This is a genomic window from Roseovarius aestuariivivens (genome assembly GCF_004761875.1).
GTDB classification, from domain to species: domain Bacteria; phylum Pseudomonadota; class Alphaproteobacteria; order Rhodobacterales; family Rhodobacteraceae; genus Roseovarius; species Roseovarius aestuariivivens.
In genome coordinates, this window is sequence record NZ_SJEY01000005.1 from 118,013 (window position 1) to 133,956 (window position 15,944).

The 15,944-nt window shown below is 65.0% G+C and carries 14 protein-coding genes; 9 read left to right on the forward strand and 5 right to left on the reverse strand.

Translation table 11 applies throughout. From position 1 onward, the window contains the following. Window positions 1-38 precede the first annotated feature (38 nt). A complete protein-coding gene (locus EZV60_RS09745) occupies window positions 39-1,511 on the reverse strand; it encodes a divergent polysaccharide deacetylase family protein (RefSeq protein ID WP_245306264.1) in 1,473 nt (490 codons plus the stop codon). A 125-nt stretch (window positions 1,512-1,636) separates the two neighbouring features. Between EZV60_RS09745 and EZV60_RS09750 the strand changes: the two genes are divergently transcribed. The 6 genes from EZV60_RS09750 to lexA all read left to right on the forward strand — a co-directional run bounded on the left by EZV60_RS09750 (window position 1,637) and on the right by lexA (window position 6,493). After that, complete coding sequence (locus tag EZV60_RS09750) at window positions 1,637-2,218, forward strand: anthranilate synthase component II (protein ID WP_135504917.1); 582 nt, start codon at window positions 1,637-1,639, stop codon at window positions 2,216-2,218. Then, complete coding sequence (trpD, locus tag EZV60_RS09755; RefSeq protein WP_135504918.1) at window positions 2,215-3,237, forward strand: anthranilate phosphoribosyltransferase; 1,023 nt, start codon at window positions 2,215-2,217, stop codon at window positions 3,235-3,237. Before EZV60_RS09750 ends, trpD begins: the two co-directional genes overlap by 4 nt. Next, window positions 3,234-4,052, forward strand: coding sequence for an indole-3-glycerol phosphate synthase TrpC (trpC, locus tag EZV60_RS09760; protein WP_135504919.1), 819 nt, complete (start codon window positions 3,234-3,236; stop codon window positions 4,050-4,052). Before trpD ends, trpC begins: the two co-directional genes overlap by 4 nt. Beyond that, window positions 4,052-4,528 (forward strand): cyclic pyranopterin monophosphate synthase MoaC, encoded by a 477-nt coding sequence (moaC, locus tag EZV60_RS09765; protein WP_135504921.1) that lies wholly within the window; start codon window positions 4,052-4,054, stop codon window positions 4,526-4,528. Before trpC ends, moaC begins: the two co-directional genes overlap by 1 nt. Further along, entirely contained in the window at window positions 4,525-5,697 is a 1,173-nt protein-coding gene (locus EZV60_RS09770) for a molybdopterin molybdotransferase MoeA (RefSeq protein ID WP_135504923.1), read from the forward strand. Before moaC ends, EZV60_RS09770 begins: the two co-directional genes overlap by 4 nt. Window positions 5,698-5,791: 94 nt before the next feature. Continuing rightward, the gene (gene lexA, locus EZV60_RS09775; RefSeq protein WP_135504925.1) at window positions 5,792-6,493 is read left to right on the forward strand and encodes a transcriptional repressor LexA; all 702 of its coding nucleotides are present in this window, start codon (window positions 5,792-5,794) and stop codon (window positions 6,491-6,493) included. A gap of 84 nt (window positions 6,494-6,577) precedes the next feature. Here the strand turns inward: lexA and EZV60_RS09780 are convergent, their stop codons facing one another. After that, window positions 6,578-8,584: a ComEC/Rec2 family competence protein gene (locus tag EZV60_RS09780; RefSeq protein ID WP_342588785.1), complete on the reverse strand. Its 2,007-nt coding sequence runs from the start codon at window positions 8,582-8,584 to the stop codon at window positions 6,578-6,580. A 94-nt stretch (window positions 8,585-8,678) separates the two neighbouring features. Here EZV60_RS09780 and gltX point away from each other — a divergent pair, with 94 nt between their 5' ends. The 3 genes from gltX to EZV60_RS09795 all read left to right on the forward strand — a co-directional run bounded on the left by gltX (window position 8,679) and on the right by EZV60_RS09795 (window position 12,544). Beyond that, complete coding sequence (gene gltX, locus EZV60_RS09785; protein ID WP_135504927.1) at window positions 8,679-10,088, forward strand: glutamate--tRNA ligase; 1,410 nt, start codon at window positions 8,679-8,681, stop codon at window positions 10,086-10,088. Between the two features lie 70 nt (window positions 10,089-10,158). After that, on the forward strand, window positions 10,159-11,457 hold the full coding sequence (gene gltA, locus EZV60_RS09790; protein WP_135504929.1) for a citrate synthase: 1,299 nt from the start codon (window positions 10,159-10,161) through the stop codon (window positions 11,455-11,457). Window positions 11,458-11,716: 259 nt separating this feature from the next. Next, window positions 11,717-12,544: a calcium-binding protein gene (locus tag EZV60_RS09795; protein WP_135504931.1), complete on the forward strand. Its 828-nt coding sequence runs from the start codon at window positions 11,717-11,719 to the stop codon at window positions 12,542-12,544. Between the two features lie 9 nt (window positions 12,545-12,553). On the opposite strand, the gene EZV60_RS09800 is transcribed toward EZV60_RS09795, so the two are convergent. The 3 genes from EZV60_RS09800 to EZV60_RS09810 form a co-directional block, all read right to left on the reverse strand. Further along, a complete protein-coding gene (locus EZV60_RS09800; RefSeq protein ID WP_135504933.1) occupies window positions 12,554-13,333 on the reverse strand; it encodes an enoyl-CoA hydratase-related protein in 780 nt (259 codons plus the stop codon). A 74-nt stretch (window positions 13,334-13,407) separates the two neighbouring features. Continuing rightward, the gene (locus EZV60_RS09805) at window positions 13,408-13,860 is read right to left on the reverse strand and encodes a cytochrome c-type biogenesis protein (protein WP_135504935.1); all 453 of its coding nucleotides are present in this window, start codon (window positions 13,858-13,860) and stop codon (window positions 13,408-13,410) included. Further along, the gene (locus EZV60_RS09810) at window positions 13,857-15,827 is read right to left on the reverse strand and encodes a heme lyase CcmF/NrfE family subunit (RefSeq protein ID WP_135504937.1); all 1,971 of its coding nucleotides are present in this window, start codon (window positions 15,825-15,827) and stop codon (window positions 13,857-13,859) included. The genes EZV60_RS09805 and EZV60_RS09810 overlap by 4 nt, the downstream gene beginning before the upstream one ends. Window positions 15,828-15,944 lie beyond the last annotated feature (117 nt).

The window sequence follows — 15,944 nt, forward strand, 5'->3', positions numbered from 1 at the left end:
CAATTGAAATCAGCTTGTGTCCCTGACACCTGTCGTCCTCACTCTGCGCTCAAAACTGCCGAGACCGGCGCCAGCGCCACGCTGGCCGCGCGGTCCTGCAGACCCCAAAGCAAGAGCGCGCTGATCGTGTCGGGGCGCAGGCGGCCCAGCATGATCACGCCGCCCGTCTCCTGCCCCGCGCGGAACGCCGCCTGATCGAGGAAGCGGCGGATGACGGTGGCGTTCTGGCCCGCGCCATCGAAATCGCGGAAGACCGGCGCGGCAGGCACGCCTTCGCGCGCGATGAGTTTCTGGACGGTATTGAGACCGTTGGGAAAGAGGACCAGACCGTGCCCGCTGTCGAGCAGGATCGGGGCCAGTTGCTCCGCCGCCTCACGGCTGGCCTGTAGTCCCGAGCCGGTGCCTTCCATGACCGCGACGGCCTCGGGGACCGCGTCGAGATAGGTGGCCATCGTGACCTCGGCGTCACGCGCGGTTGCGGTCTCGGGCAGGTTGGCCATGGCCAGAACTTCGAGACCTGCCTCGCGGTACTGACCGGCGATGCGCGCGGCATCCGGGCGCGTGGCGTCGATGGCAAAGCTGATCGGATAGGGGAAGTCGGCGAGCGCCGCCGGGCCGATGGGGCTGGTGCCGTCATCGATAAGCACGATGGACATGAGCGGCTTGCCCTCGGGGTTCTCGAAGGGCACGGCGAAGCGGTCGATGGCGCGCTGAGGCTCGTCTTCTGCAACGGCCTCGTCCTCGGGCTCTGGCGTGGCGGTCTCGGGTTCGGGCGCGGGATCGCCAACCGAAGGAAGGCGGTTGGTGGTCACGCCCTGTGCGAGATCACCGATCGTACCGGCCGCTGGGGCGCTGTCCTGTGGCGTTTCTTCGGCTGGCGTGGCCGGCGCAGGATCGGGCAAGGCCGTCGCCTGCGCCTCGGGGACGGGTTCGGATGCGGGCGCGGGGGCCGGCGCCTCGGCGGGCTGTTCGGTGGCGGTGGGCGCGGTCGGCGCGGTGTCCGCCTGCGACGGGGCGGGATCCGGGAAGGCGCTGTCTTCGGCCTCGGGCAGCACGGGCTGGGCCGGGTCGGTGGAGATCGACAGATCCTCCTCGCCGCCAGGCGCCTCGGGCGCGAGGGCCTGCGGATTGGGCAGAACCGGGTCTTCGGTTCCGACAGCGACATCGGCGCCGCCCGTAGGCGCGGCGGGCGCGTCGAGCGCCGCCTCGGCCTGGCCCGTCTCGGGCGTGCGCGCGGGCGTCGTGTCGGCGTCCTTCAGAGAGCTCAGGTCATCCGGCGCGGGGGCGGTGACCTGCGGCACGCTGTCGGGCAGCTGGGTGTCCTGCAGGGGCGAGAGCGTGGCCTCTTCATCCTCGCGTTGCTGATTGAATTCGGAGCCTGCCGGCACGTCAAGCGCTGTGGCCTCGGGCGGGGCTGCGCCCGGAACCTCGGACATGAGAGAAATCGCCCCCAGAACCACGCCCGAAAGGGCCGTTCCGGAAAGAAGACCGGCGAGTAATCCGCGTAACACTGCTATGCCCCCGTCTTTTGCTTTTTGACACTCTTGCGCCCCTTGACGGTGCCGCGCAACCCTGAACATGTATACCGCGACCGCGACCCGGGCCGAAAGCCCCAACACTGAAGGGATCGGGCGAAATGCTGCTGCTGATCGATAACTACGACAGTTTCACCTACAACCTCGTGCATTACGTGGGCGAGCTTGGGGCCGAAGTGGTCGTGCGCCGCAACGATGCGATCGACGTGCAGGAAGCCATGGCGATGAAGCCCGCAGGCATTCTGCTGTCGCCCGGACCCGGCACGCCGGACCAGTCCGGCATCTGCCTGGCGCTGACGGAGGCCGCCGCCGAGACCAAAATTCCGCTTCTGGGGGTGTGCCTTGGGCATCAGACCATCGGGCAGATCTTTGGCGGAAAGGTGGTGCGGCATACCGACATCGTGCACGGCAAGATGGGCCTGATGCATCACACGGGCAAAGGCGTGTTCGCCGGCCTGCCCTCGCCCTTCGAGGCGACGCGCTATCACTCACTGGTGGTGGAGCGCGCGAGCTGTCCCGAGAGCCTGGAGATCACCGCCGAGCTTGAGGATGGTACGATCATGGGGCTGCAGCACAAGGAACTGCCCATCCATGGCGTGCAGTTTCACCCGGAATCCATCGCCTCGGAGCATGGTCATGCCCTGCTGAAGAATTTCCTCCACGTGATGAAGGTGCCCGCATGAGCGATGACCTCAAGCCGCTGATCGGGATGGCGGCCGAGCGCCCGCTGACGCGCGACGAGGCCGAGCGCGCCTTTGGCGTGCTGTTCGAGGGCGAGGCGACGCCGGCGCAGATGGGCGGGTTCCTGATGGCGCTGCGCACGCGGGGCGAAACGGTGGACGAATACGCCGCCGCCGCCGCCGTCATGCGCGCCAAGTGCAACAGGGTGCGCGCGCCGGCGGACGCGATGGATATCGTCGGCACCGGCGGCGACGGCAAGGGCACGCTCAACATCTCGACCGCGACGGCCTTTGTGGTCGCAGGCGCGGGCGTGCCGGTGGCCAAGCACGGCAACCGCAATCTCAGCTCCAAGTCCGGCGCGGCGGATGCGCTGACGCAGATGGGCGTAAACGTGATGGTGGGCGCCGAGGTTGTGGAAAAGGCGCTGCAAGAGGCCGGGATCGCCTTCATGATGGCGCCGATGCATCACCCGGCGATGGCCCATGTCGGCCCGGTGCGCGCCGAGCTGGGCACGCGCACGATCTTCAATATTCTTGGCCCGTTGACCAATCCGGCAGGGGTCAAGCGGCAACTGACCGGCGCGTTTTCCCGCACGCTGATCCGGCCCATGGCGGAAACGCTGGGTCAACTTGGATCCGAGCGTGCGTGGCTTGTGCATGGCGGCGATGGCACCGATGAGCTGAGCATCGCGGGCGTCAGTTACGTGGCCGCGCTGGAGGAGGATGGCAGCATCCGCGAGGTCGAGCTGCACCCGGAGGATTTCGGCCTGCCCGAGCATCCGTTCGAGGCGATCCTGGGCGGCACGCCCGAGGACAATGGCGCGGCGTTCCGGGCGCTCTTGCAGGGCGAGACCGGCGCCTATCGCGACGCGGTGCTGCTCAACGCGTCGGCGGCGCTTGTTGTCGCCGGAAAGACCGAGGATCTGCGGGATGGCGTGGCGATGGCCGCCGAGAGCATCGACAGCGGCGCGGCGCTGGCGCGGATCGAAACCCTGGCACGAGTCACATCGGAGGCCGCATGACCACCCCGTCCATTCTTGAGAAGATCAAGGCCTACAAGCTTGAGGAGATCGCCGCCGCAAAGGCCGAGAAGCCCATGGAGCAGCTTGAAGACGAGGCACGGGCCGCTCCGGCAGTGCGCCCTTTCGCCGAGGCGCTTTTGCAGGCCAGCAAGTCGGGCTTCGGCCTGATTGCCGAGATCAAGAAGGCAAGCCCGTCCAAGGGTTTGATCCGCGCCGATTTTGACCCCGAGGCGCTGGCGCAGGCCTATGCGCGAGGTGGAGCAACCTGCCTGTCGGTGCTGACCGATACACCCAGTTTTCAGGGCGCGCCCGAATACTTGCAACAGGCGCGCGCCGCCTGCGATCTGCCCGTGCTGCGCAAGGATTTCATGTACGATCCCTATCAGGTGGCCGAGGCGCGGGCCTGGGGCGCGGATGCGATCCTGATCATCATGGCCTCGGTCGGCGACGCGCAGGCGCGCGAGCTGGAAGAGGCCGCCGGCGCGTGGGGTATGGACGCGCTCATAGAGGTGCATAACCGCGAGGAACTGGACCGCGCAAGCCTTCTGACCTCGAAGATGATTGGGATAAATAATCGTGATCTCAATACCTTCGAGACCACGCTTGATGTTACCAAGAGCCTTGCGAAATTCGTACCCGCCGACCGGATCATCATCTCGGAAAGCGGTCTTTCCGGGCGCGACGACCTGTCCGAACTGGCACGGTACGGCGCCAAATGCTTTCTCATCGGCGAGACGCTCATGCGGCAGGAGAACGTGGAACAGGCCACGCTGGAGATCCTGTCCGCGCCGGCCTCGCCGCACGGGATGTTCTGATGGCCGGTCTAACGCATTTCGACGGCAAGGGTGACGCGCATATGGTCGACGTGTCGGACAAACCCGTCACCGACCGGGTTGCCGTTGCCGAAGGCTACGTGAAGATGGCCCGAGAAACCTTTGATATCATTGCTGAAGGCCGCGCGAAAAAAGGGGATGTCCTTTCTGTTGCGCGGCTGGCGGGGATCATGGGGGCCAAGAAGACGCCCGAGCTTATCCCGCTCTGTCACCCGTTGCCGGTGACCAAGGTAGCAGTGGACCTGACGCTGGACGCCGACCTTCCGGGCGTGCGGATCGAGGGCACGGTCAAGACATCCGGCCAGACCGGGGTGGAGATGGAGGCGCTGACGGCGGTCGGCACTGCCGCGCTGACCGTTTATGACATGGCCAAGGCCGTGGACAAGGCGATGGAGATCGGCGGCATCCGCGTGATCTTGAAAGATGGCGGGAAATCCGGGCGGTACGAGGCGTCATGATCACCGTCGAAGAGGCGCTGGATCATCTGTTCTCACTCGTTTCGCCCCTGGAAGTGGAACGCGTGCCGCTGGCCCAGGCCGGGGGGCGCGTTCTGGCCGAGGGCGCCGAGGCCCGGCGCGACCAGCCGCCCTTTCCCGCCTCGGCGATGGACGGCTACGCCGTGGCCGACGATGCGGTGCGGGTCGGCGCCACCTTCGAGGTGATCGGCGAGGCGGCGGCAGGACACGGATTTACGGGAACGGTCGGCGCAGGCCAAGCGGTGCGCATTTTTACCGGCGCCCCCGTACCCCCGGGGGCGGACCGTGTCGTTATCCAGGAGGATGTGACACGGGACGGGGACTGTGTCACCGTGACCGGCCCGCCCGACGAAAGCCCGCATGTGCGCCCGCAGGGCAGCGATTTCAAGATCGGCGACCGGATCGAAGCGCCGCGACGGTTGAGCCCGCCGGACATCGCCCTTCTGGCGGCAATGAACGTGGCCGACGTCAAGGTGCGGCGCAAGCCACGCGTGGCGCTGATCTCGACCGGCGACGAGCTTGTGATGCCCGGGGACGATCCCGGTCCGGATCAGATCATCGCGTCGAACACCTTCGGCCTGAAGGCAATGCTGGAAGAGATGGGCGCGCGGGCGCGGATCCTGCCGATTGCCCGGGACACAACCACCTCGCTGGAAACTGCATTCGAGTTGGCGGCCGGAGCAGATCTGGTGGTGACGATCGGCGGCGCGTCAGTGGGCGATCATGACCTCGTGGGCAAGGTCGCGGGCGACCTCGGCCTGCAGCGCGCCTTTTACAAGGTGGCGATGCGGCCAGGCAAACCGCTGATGGCGGGGCGCATGGGCGAGGCCGCGATGCTGGGCCTGCCGGGCAATCCGGTGTCTGCCATGGTCTGTGGCCACGTTTTTCTGGCGCCGATGATCCGCGTGATGCTGGGTCTGGGTGCCGCCCCTGCCCCGCGCCTGCGCGCGACGCTTAGCCGGGACATGGACGCCGGAGGCCCGCGAGAGCATTACATGCGCGCGGAGGTGTCAAACGGGCAAATCACTCCAGAACCGCGCCAGGACAGCGCGCTTCTGTCGGTGCTGGCGCGGGCCAACGCCCTGATGATCCGACCCGCAGGGGATAAGCCGCGTAATGCGGGAGATGTGATGGAATATATCTCCCTCTGATTGTACTGCTTTGGGTTATCCACAGACTTGTTGACACAAAACAAGAACATGCGTAGAACAAAACGAAACGCATCCCGGGCGGAGGACATCCTACATGCTGACCAAGAAGCAGCTGGACCTGTTGGAATTCATTCACAAGCGTGTACAGCGCGACGGGGTGCCCCCCAGTTTCGACGAGATGAAAGACGCGCTCGACCTGCGGTCGAAGTCCGGCATTCACCGGCTGATCACGGCGCTTGAGGAACGCGGGTTTATCCGGCGTCTGGCGCATCGCGCCCGGGCGCTGGAGATCGTCAAACTGCCCGATAGCCTGATGAGCGACATGGTCGGCGCGTTCAGCCCCCGCGTGATCGAGGGCGACCGGCCAGACACGCCGCCGCCCGCGCGGGCAAAGCCGGTGAGCACACTGGACGTGGCGGAACTGCCGCTGATGGGCAAGATCGCCGCCGGTGTGCCGATCGAGGCCATCGCCCATGCCAGCCGCAACGTTGCGGTGCCGGGCGGTATGGTTTCCGGACCGGGTCAGCACTACGCTCTGGAGGTCAAAGGCGACTCGATGGTCGATGCGGGCATCAATGACGGCGACGTGGTGATCATCCGCGAGACGGAAGTGGCCGACAACGGCGATATCGTCGTGGCTTTGGTCGAAGATCACGAAGCGACACTCAAGAAATTCTTCCGTCGCGGCAACGCCATCGCGCTGGAGGCCGCCAACCCGGCCTACGAGACGCGCGTTCTTCCGGAGGACAAGGTCAAGGTGCAGGGCAAGCTGGTGGGCTTGATCCGCAGCTACTAGAGAACTTGCTGCCGGGTAACGGACGTTCCTCAATGGTATGATGCCCCGCGCTTAAGGGCGATCAGCGGTCTTGCGTGCGAAGGATCACTGTCGGTTCCAGAGCCGGTCGCCGCTGAGGTCGCGTGCGGTGACCTCACGTATCCCGGTTTCTGTCCGGTAGAGCGCAAGCGCGCCTGTGTCGCGCAGGCCCTTGGGTGTCAGGATGCGGCAGGGCAAATCGGGCGCGGGATCGACTGTCAGCACCACCAGCGTCTCAGGCGCGCAATCGCGAAGCTCGGCGGCCGCGCGTTTACCGCGCAGGGCCAGCACCGGCCAGCCGGTGGCGGCGACCTTGTCCCATCGCGCGTGGGCGGCCTCCTGCTCGGCGGCGTCGCCATCGTTTTCCAACCAGTTCGTTGCCACGAACCCCGCGCCCCGCGCGGTCGAAAGGGCGCGGCCCGCATCGGTCATCACGCCGACCAGCCCGCCGGTTTCCGAAATCAGCACGTCGGGGCGCGTGGCCTGTCCCCAGATCACGACCGCGACACAGACCGGCATCAGGCCGATCAGCCGCGACCGGCCCTGCCAAAGGATGACGAAGAGGATCCCCAGCGACAGAAGCGGCAGAACCATGGGATCCGGCCTTGGTACGGTACCCCGCGCGCCGTCGAGGGCCGAGACCCGTGCCGCGACGCCCAGGATCCAGTCGAGGCCAAGCCCCATCGGCGCGAAGGCAAGCCAGTCGAGCCCGATCGGCATCAGCAGCACGGCCACCACCGCCATCGGCATGACAAGCACGCTCATCAGCGGTACGGACAACAGGTTGGCCACAAGACCGTAATGCGCGATCTGATTGAAATGGGCGGCCGCGATGGGGGCGGTGGCCAGCCCCGCCACCCCGGAGGAGATGACCACGGTCAGCACCGGGCGTAGCCAGCGCGGACCCATGCTCAGCCCGTTGTCCCGGATGGCGTTGAAGACGGCGACCAGGGCCGTGGTGGCCGCGAAGGACATCTGGAAGCCCGGCCCGAGCAGGGCTTCGGGCCGCAGGATGAGCATGATCGTGGCGGCCAGCGCCACGGCGCGCAGCGAAAGCGCGCGCCGGTCTGCCAGCACCGCGCACAGCATCACGGCCACCATGACAAATGCGCGCTCGGTCGCGACGTTGCCGCCCGAGAGCGCAAGATAAAAGCTGGCCACGACAAGCGAACCTATGGCGGAAAGCTTCTTGGCCGGCAGGCGCAGCGCCAGAAACGGGATCGCGGCGAAGCCGAGGCGCAGACCGCCGAAGACGACGCCTGCAAGCAAGCCCATGTGAAGACCAGAGATCGCCAGAAGATGCGCCAGGTTCGAGACGCGCAGCGACGTCAGCGTCTCCTGCCCGATGCCCGAGCGGTCGCCGGTCATGATGGCAGCGGCGAATCCACCGGTTTCGCCCGGCAGCGCCGCCTTGATCCGCGCCGAAAGTGCCATGCGCGCCTTGAAGAGCCATTGACCCGAGGCGGGCGGCGCGAAGGCCAGAACCGGGCTACGGTTATAACCGACCGCGCCCAATTTCTGGAACCAGGCGTGGCGCTGAAAGTCGAAGCCGCCGGGTTCCACCGGCCCGCCGGGGGGCGACAGATGACCTGTGAGGATCACCGTCAGACCGGGGCGCGGCGTGACATGCGGACCGGACCCATGTAGCGAAACGCGCACCCGCGCCGGAGTCTTGTCCGGATCGAGGCGTGCCAGGACCACGCGGTCAAGCGTAAGACGCACCGCGTCCGACCCCGAGCGGTCGATGCCCACGATGCGCCCCTCGACCGGGCCGTAATAGCGAAACCCGAGCTTGGCTTCGGCGAGCGTTTGCGCGCGCAACCCGGCGACGCACAGCCCGAGCCCGACCAGCGCCACGGCAAGACAGATCGGGGCCAGCCCGATCCCGGCCAGACGCGCGGCCAACGCGGCGAGCGCCGCGACCGCGAGTGTGCCGGCATAGACCGGCCAGTCGGGTTCGACCGGGAGCGTGAAATACAGCCCGATGCCGCAGGCCAGCGCAACCGGAACCCACGGGAACAGATGCCCCCGCTGCGCCATCCACACGGCGATGAGATCGGGCCGGAGCGCCAAGGCTTGTCTCCTCTTTGACGGGCCGGTAGACAGGCCTACGTCCCATCGCTGCAACGCTACTCTTCTCTTGATTACCGAAAGGTTAATGCGCGCCATGTCCAAACAGGTCGTGACCCGGTTTGCCCCCTCGCCCACGGGCTTTCTGCATATCGGGGGCGCACGCACGGCGCTGTTCAACTGGCTCTTCGCACGCGGGCGCGGTGGCAAGTTCCTGTTGCGGATCGAGGACACGGACCGGGCGCGGTCCACCCCGGAGGCGACGCAGGCCATTCTTGATGGGCTGACGTGGCTCGGGCTTGATCATGATGGCGAGGTCGTCAGCCAGTTCGCGCGCGCCGCGCGCCATGCCGAGGTGGCGCAAGAGCTGCTGTCTGAGGGCAAAGCCTACAAGTGCTTTGCCACCCAGGGTGAAATCGAGGCCTTCCGCGAGGCGGCGCGGGCCGAGGGCCTGTCGACCCTTTACCAAAGTCCGTGGCGCGACGCCGATCCCGCGACGCATCCCGACGCACCTTTCGTGATTCGCATCAAGGCCCCGCGCGAGGGCGCCACTGTGATCGCCGATGCGGTGCAGGGCGACGTGACGATCCGCAACGATCAGCTGGACGACATGGTGCTGCTGCGCTCGGACGGCACACCCGTCTACATGCTGGCGGTGGCGGTCGACGACCACGATACGGGTGTCACGCATGTGATCCGGGGCGACGACCACCTCAACAACGCGGCGCGCCAGATGCTGATCTACGAGGCGATGGGCTGGCCCCTGCCCGTTTATGCGCATATTCCGCTGATCCACGGGCCGGACGGCAAGAAACTCTCGAAGCGGCACGGGGCGCTTGGCGTGGACGAGTACCAGAAGATGGGCTACCCGGCGGCGGGCATGCGCAATTATCTCGCGCGGCTTGGCTGGAGCCATGGCGACGACGAGTTCTTTACCGACGCGCAGGCGCAGGATTGGTTCGGCCTGGACGGGATCGGCAAGTCGCCGGCGCGGTTCGACTTCAAGAAACTGGAAAACCTCAGCGGCCAGCATATTGCGGCGGCCGAGGATGCCGCACTGCTGCATGAACTGGGCGGGTTTCTGAAGGTAACCGGACAAGCAGGCTTGTCCGAGGACAAGGCCGCCTTGATGGCCGCGGGCATGTACTGCCTGAAAGAACGCGCGAAGACATTTCCGGAACTTCTTGATAAGGCGGAATTTATCCTTTCCGACCGACCAATCGAGCCGGATGAGAAAGCCGCGGCTCAACTTGATAATGTATCCCGTAGTATACTGAAAGAATTGACGCCGCGCTTGCAAACTGCTACGTGGTCGCGGGAAGATCTGGAGGCGGCGGCCATGGGTTTCGCAGCCGAGAAGGATATGAAGTTCGGCAAGCTGGCAGGTCCTATGCGGGCCGCTCTGGCAGGCCGGAGCGCCACGCCAAGTGTTTTCGACATGATGCTGGTGCTCGGTCGCGAGGAAAGTCTTGCTCGACTTCAGGATGCCGCGCAGGGGGCCGAATAGGCCCTGTGCAGGGCGCACGATATATGCAGTCCGGGCGAAAGCGATCCGGGCGAAAGCAAGGGAGACGACCATGGCCGACGGCACAACCAAGACCGCAAAGCTGACCATTGACGGCAAGGACTATGACCTGCCAGTTTATTCGCCCACCGCAGGCCCGGACGTGATCGATATTCGCAAGCTTTACGCGCAAGCGGGCGTCTTCACCTATGATCCGGGTTTTACCTCGACCGCGAGCTGCGACAGCACGATCACATATATCGACGGCGGCAAAGGTGAGCTTTTGCACCGCGGCTATCCCATCGACCAGCTGGCGGAGAAGTCGCATTACCTCGAAGTGTGCTACCTGCTGCTTTACGGTGAACTGCCCTCGGCGGCGCAGCTGGAAGATTTTGAAAATCGCGTGACACGCCACACCATGCTGCATGAGCAGATGATGTATCTCTTCCGGGGCTATCGCCGGGACGCGCATCCGATGGCGATCATGGTGGGAGTTGTGGGCGCACTGTCCGCTTTTTACCACGACAGCACCGATATTTCGGATCCGTGGCAGCGCGAGGTCGCGTCGATCCGGATGATCGCTAAAATGCCGACCATCGCGGCCAACGCGTTCAAGTACACCCTGGGACAGCCCTTCGTCTATCCGCGCAACGACCTGGATTACGCCTCGAATTTCCTGCGCATGTGCTTTGCCGTGCCGGCGGAGGATTACGAGGTGAACCCGATCCTCAGCCGCGCGATGGACCGGATCTTTACCTTGCACGCAGATCACGAACAGAACGCGTCGACCTCGACGGTGCGCCTCGCCTCCAGCTCGGGCGCCAATCCGTTCGCTTGCGTTGCTGCCGGGATCGCTTGTCTTTGGGGGCCTGCCCATGGCGGCGCCAATCAGGCGTGTCTGGAAATGCTGCAGGAGATTGGCACCGTCGACCGCATCCCGGAATACATCGCCCGCGCCAAGGACAAGGACGATCCGTTCCGCCTGATGGGCTTCGGTCACCGGGTTTACAAGAACTTCGATCCGCGCGCGAAGGTGATGAAGCAGTCGGCCGACGAGGTGCTCGACCTTCTGGGGATCGAGGACAATCCGACGCTGCAAGTGGCCAAGGAGCTTGAGAAAGCCGCGCTGGAGGATCCGTATTTCGCGGATAAGAAGCTGTTCCCGAACGTGGACTTCTATTCGGGCATCATTCTTGAGGCGATGGGCTTCCCGACCTCGATGTTCACGCCGATCTTTGCGCTTAGCCGTACAGTGGGCTGGATTTCCCAGTGGAAGGAAATGATCGGCGATCCGCAGCTCAAGATCGGGCGTCCGCGCCAGCTTTACATGGGCTCCACGCTTCGCGATTACGTGGATATGGAAAACCGCTAACCGCAACGTCAGTCTGATCCGGCGCCCCGTCTTATGACGGGGCGTTTTTTGTTGGAGAATCGCCAGGCCGGACCTTGGAAAGCCGCGTTCTTGTGTGGCCAATCGCGCGCTTTGAGCGAAACTGTTCGACTTTCAAAAACAGTCCTGACGCGCGGCCGTATCGATAGCATCTATTTTCGCCTGACTCGCAAGTTCCTTAAGACAAGAAAAAAATTTTACTTAATCTGTACGTGTTCGTGAGTATGGGGGTACAACCGACATGACAGCGCTTATCCTGCTGACCCTTTTGGGCATTGGTGCAACGGCTTTTGCCTTTGATCTTTTCGAGGATAATGATGACGACACCGGTGCCGCGACAAAGGGGGGCAACGACGACCAGGTCGCTGGGACAGAGGGGGAAGATATCCTTCGGCCAGGACCCGGTGACGATACCGTGCGCGCCGGGGCGGGCTCTGACCTTGTCGACGGTGGTTCGGGAAATGACCGCCTTTTCGGGGAAGAGGATGATGATTTCGTGGCCGGAGGTGCGGGGGATGATTTCCTGCGCGGGGGCGCCGGAGATGACGTGCTCATCGACAGTGATGGCGCAGACACGCTACGCGGAGATACGGGCGACGATTTCATCCTTTCGTCCGGATTTACCGATCAGACGACATTTATCGACACGCTAGCAGCCGCGATCGACGATCCCACCGCAACGCCGGATCTGTTCGGGGCTGACCCGGAAGACATCGGGTTTGATCCCCGTAGCGACGCGGACAGCGAGGGCGATGTAGTGGATGGCGGTCGCGGCGACGATACTTTTTTCTTCGGTCAGGATGACACGATTACCGGTGGCGAAGGCACGGATTTCTTCATTGGCGGAGAGAGCCTAACCGCCGGTAAGCCGGCGGTCATCACCGATCTTGAGGTCAATGAGGAAGCCCTGGTTCTGACCACCGAAAGCGTGCCGTCGCCAGACGTGACGGTTGAAAACGTGAACGGCGACGCCGTGGTGAGCCTGAATGGCCTGGCAGCGGTTATCCTGAAGGGGGTTGGCGCGACCTTCACGCTCAGCGATGTGAAACTGATAGACGTGTCGGCCTGATCGGGCCTGTCAGCGGCCCTCGTAGCTTGGGGCGCGTTTTTCGAGGAAGGCCAGCACACCTTCCTTGAAATCGCGTGAGGTGCCGCAGCCGCCCTGCAATTGCGCCTCTAGATCTAGCTGCGCGGCCAGGCTGTTGTCCCAGCTGCCGCGGATCGCCTTTTTCAGATTCGCATAGGCCACACTTGGCCCCTTGGCGAGGTGTGCCGCACGCGCCTTCCAATGAGCGTCGAAAGCGTCGTCGGGCACCGCCTCCCAGATCATGCCCCAGGCGTCGGCCTGTTTGGCGCTTATCGGTTCGGCGAAAAGAGCGGCCCCCATGGCCTTGGCCGCGCCCATCTGGCGCGGCAGCCAGAATGTGCCGCCGGCATCGGGAATGAGGCCGATGCGGGTGAAGGCCTGCAGGAAATAGGCGGACTCGGTGGCGATCACCACGTCAGCCATCAGCGCAAGATTGGCCCCTGCCCCGGCGGCGGGACCGTTCACGGCCGAGATCGTCGGGATCGGGCAATCGCCGATGGCGTGCAGCATCGGCTCGTATTCATCGCGCAGCACCCGTTCGAGATCGAGCGCAGACAGGTTACCTGTATCCGAAAGATCCTGTCCCGAGCAGAACGCCTTGCCGTTTCCGGTCAGCACCAGCACGCGGGCCTTGCGCGCGGCAAGACCCACAGCGTCGGTGATTTCGGCGCGCATTTGCGTGGACAGCGCGTTCATCTTCTCGGGCCAGTCCAGCCGGAGCGTGGCAACGCCCTCCGCGATATCGAGCGTGATGGTCTGGTAGTCTTTCATCGCGTCCGCGCCTCCTGTTCAGGTCCGGCGCAGTGAACCCGCCCTGCCCTGCAATTGCAATCCGGAACGGCGCGTCACTCGTCCATGATGCGGCGCAGCCGGGCGGTTTCCTCTTCCGAGAGGGCGGCAACATGAGGCTCTTCGGCCTGTCCCCGTCGGCGGATATAGACCGCCGCGAGCGAAACACCGAGAATCAGCATGCCGGGCCCTGCAAGCCACAGGATCCAGTTGGCCCCTCCGGCGACCGGGTTCAACAGAACGTACTCCCCATAGCGGTCGACGATGTAATCGACGACCTCCTCGTTGCTGTCGCCTTCCAAAAGACGTTCGCGCACCAGAAGGCGCAGGTCGCGCGCCAGTTCGGCGTTGGAGTCGTCGATGGACTCGTTGCGGCAGACAAGACACCGCAGGCCCGAGGATATGTCGCGCGCGCGCTCCTCCAGTGCCGGGTCGTCAAGCACCTCGTCGGGCTGCACGGCCAGCGCGGGCCCGGCCAAGAGCGCGAAGATGAGAAGCAGCCGCTTCATTCGGCAGGCACCTCGGCGGCAGGCGTGCGGCGACGGTTGCCGGCCGCGACCCGGTACCGGCGATCCGAGAGCGAGAGCGAGCCGCCCAGGGCCATGAGGATCGCCCCGCCCCAGATCCAGTTGGCGAGCGGTTTGTAATAGGTGCGCACGGCCCAGCCTCCGCCGACCTGCGGATCGCCGATCACGACGTAGACATCGCGCAGGAAACCGATATCGAGCGCCGCCTCGGTCGTGGGCATGGCGGCCACCGGATAGACGCGTTTTTCGGGAAAAAGCGTGCCGATCTCGCGGCCATCCCGCGCAAGCGTGACCTCGGCCATGGTGGAGCGGTAGTTCGGGCCCTGCACGTTTCGCACGTCGTCGAGCGTGAGGGTGAAGCCCGCCACGTCAAAGCTTTCGCCAATTTGGGCCACGCGGATATCCTCGGCCTCCCACGCCATCATGCCCGCCACACCGGCCATCGTGACGCCAAGCCCGGCATGGGCCACCGACTTGCCCCAGTCGGCGCGCGGCAGGCTAACGAGACGCCGCAGGCGGTTCTCACCGCGTCCCGTGCGGCTCCACAGGTCGACGGCGGCGCCGGAGACGAGCCACGCCCCGAGAAAGAGCCCTACGGGGCCCAGAAGGCTTTGACCCGTCTGCATGGCCCAGGCCAGGCCGCCGACGGCAATGGCGAGGATGAACGCCCCGCGCAGAGGTTTGATCGTGCGTTTCAGATTGGCGCGCTTCCACGGCAGCATGGCGCCCACCGGCAGGATCAGGCCAAGCGCCACCATGAAGGGTGTGAAGGCCATGTTGAAGAAGGGCGCGCCCACGGACAGCTTGCGGTCGAAAAAGATCTCGGCGATGAGCGGCCAGATCGTACCGACAAAGACGACGAAAGCCGAGACGCCCAAGATGACGTTATTGGCCACCAGCCCGGATTCGCGGCTGACGAGGGAAAAGACGCCCTTGGCCTGCATCGCCTGCGCGCGGGCAGCGAAAAGTGTAAGGCCCACCAGCATGAAGGTCGCCGTGATCATCAGCAGGAACACGCCCCGTTCGGGGTCCGTGGCGAAGGCATGCACCGAGGTCAGCACGCCCGATCTAGTGATGAAGGCCCCGATCATGGAGAAGCCGAAGGCGATGATCGCCAGCAGGATCGTCCAGCTTTTCAGGGACTCGCGCTTTTCCACAACGATGGCCGAGTGCAAGAGTGCCGCCGCGATTAGCCACGGCATGAAGGACGCGTTTTCCACCGGGTCCCAGAACCAGAAGCCACCCCAGCCAAGCTCGTAATAGGCCCACCAGGAGCCGAGCGCGATGCCGATGGTCAGGAAAATCCACGCGGCCAGCGTGTAGGGCCGGACCCAGCGGCCCCAGGCGGCGTCGACACGCCCCTCGATCAGGGCGGCCACGGCGAAGGAGAAGGTCATCGAGAGACCGACATAACCGAGATAGAGAAACGGCGGATGGAACGCGAGGCCGGGGTCCTGCAGGAGCGGATTGAGGTCCTGCCCGTCGAAGGGCGGCACGGCCATCCGCAGGAAGGGGTTAGAGGTGAAGATGATGAAGGCGAAGAAGGCAGCCGCGATCGACCCCTGCACCGCCAGCACCCGCGCCTTGAGCGTTGGCGGCAGGTTGCTGCCAAACCATGCCGCGAACGCGCCGAAAAGCGTCACGATCAGCACCCAGAGCAACATCGAGCCCTCGTGATTGCCCCAGGTTCCGGTGATCTTGTACAGCATCGGTTTCGCCGAGTGGCTGTTCGAGACGACCAGCTGCAGCGAGAAATCCGAGGTGATGAACGCCCACATGAGCGCGAAGAACGCGCCCGCCGTCAGAAGAAACTGAAGTGTCGCGGCGGGTTCGGCCACGGCCATCCAGCCAGGCCATCGCCGATGGGCCCCGATAAGCGGCACGGTGGCCTGGAAACAAGCGATGAGGAACGCAAGGATGAGGGCGAAGTGGCCTAGCTCTGTAATCATGCACCCGTTATAGAGCCCCGCGCCGCCCCATCCAACGGGATTCGGACGCGGCGCGGGATCACATTGTCGCGGGGCGCGGACCGGTTCCGGTCATGGGGCTTGCGGCCCGCGCCGGGT

Bases quoted from the DNA above. Each gene is read 5' to 3' on its own strand.
- EZV60_RS09750 (WP_135504917.1), top strand. From the start codon at position 1,637: ATGCTGCTGCTGATCGATAACTACGACAGTTTCACCTACAACCTCGTG.
- trpD (WP_135504918.1), top strand. From the start codon at position 2,215: ATGAGCGATGACCTCAAGCCGCTGATCGGGATGGCGGCCGAGCGCCCG.
- trpC (WP_135504919.1), top strand. From the start codon at position 3,234: ATGACCACCCCGTCCATTCTTGAGAAGATCAAGGCCTACAAGCTTGAG.
- moaC (WP_135504921.1), top strand. From the start codon at position 4,052: ATGGCCGGTCTAACGCATTTCGACGGCAAGGGTGACGCGCATATGGTC.
- EZV60_RS09770 (WP_135504923.1), top strand. From the start codon at position 4,525: ATGATCACCGTCGAAGAGGCGCTGGATCATCTGTTCTCACTCGTTTCG.
- lexA (WP_135504925.1), top strand. From the start codon at position 5,792: ATGCTGACCAAGAAGCAGCTGGACCTGTTGGAATTCATTCACAAGCGT.
- gltX (WP_135504927.1), top strand. From the start codon at position 8,679: ATGTCCAAACAGGTCGTGACCCGGTTTGCCCCCTCGCCCACGGGCTTT.
- gltA (WP_135504929.1), top strand. From the start codon at position 10,159: ATGGCCGACGGCACAACCAAGACCGCAAAGCTGACCATTGACGGCAAG.
- EZV60_RS09795 (WP_135504931.1), top strand. From the start codon at position 11,717: ATGACAGCGCTTATCCTGCTGACCCTTTTGGGCATTGGTGCAACGGCT.
- EZV60_RS09800 (WP_135504933.1), bottom strand. From the start codon at position 13,333: ATGAAAGACTACCAGACCATCACGCTCGATATCGCGGAGGGCGTTGCC.
- EZV60_RS09805 (WP_135504935.1), bottom strand. From the start codon at position 13,860: ATGAAGCGGCTGCTTCTCATCTTCGCGCTCTTGGCCGGGCCCGCGCTG.
- EZV60_RS09810 (WP_135504937.1), bottom strand. From the start codon at position 15,827: ATGATTACAGAGCTAGGCCACTTCGCCCTCATCCTTGCGTTCCTCATC.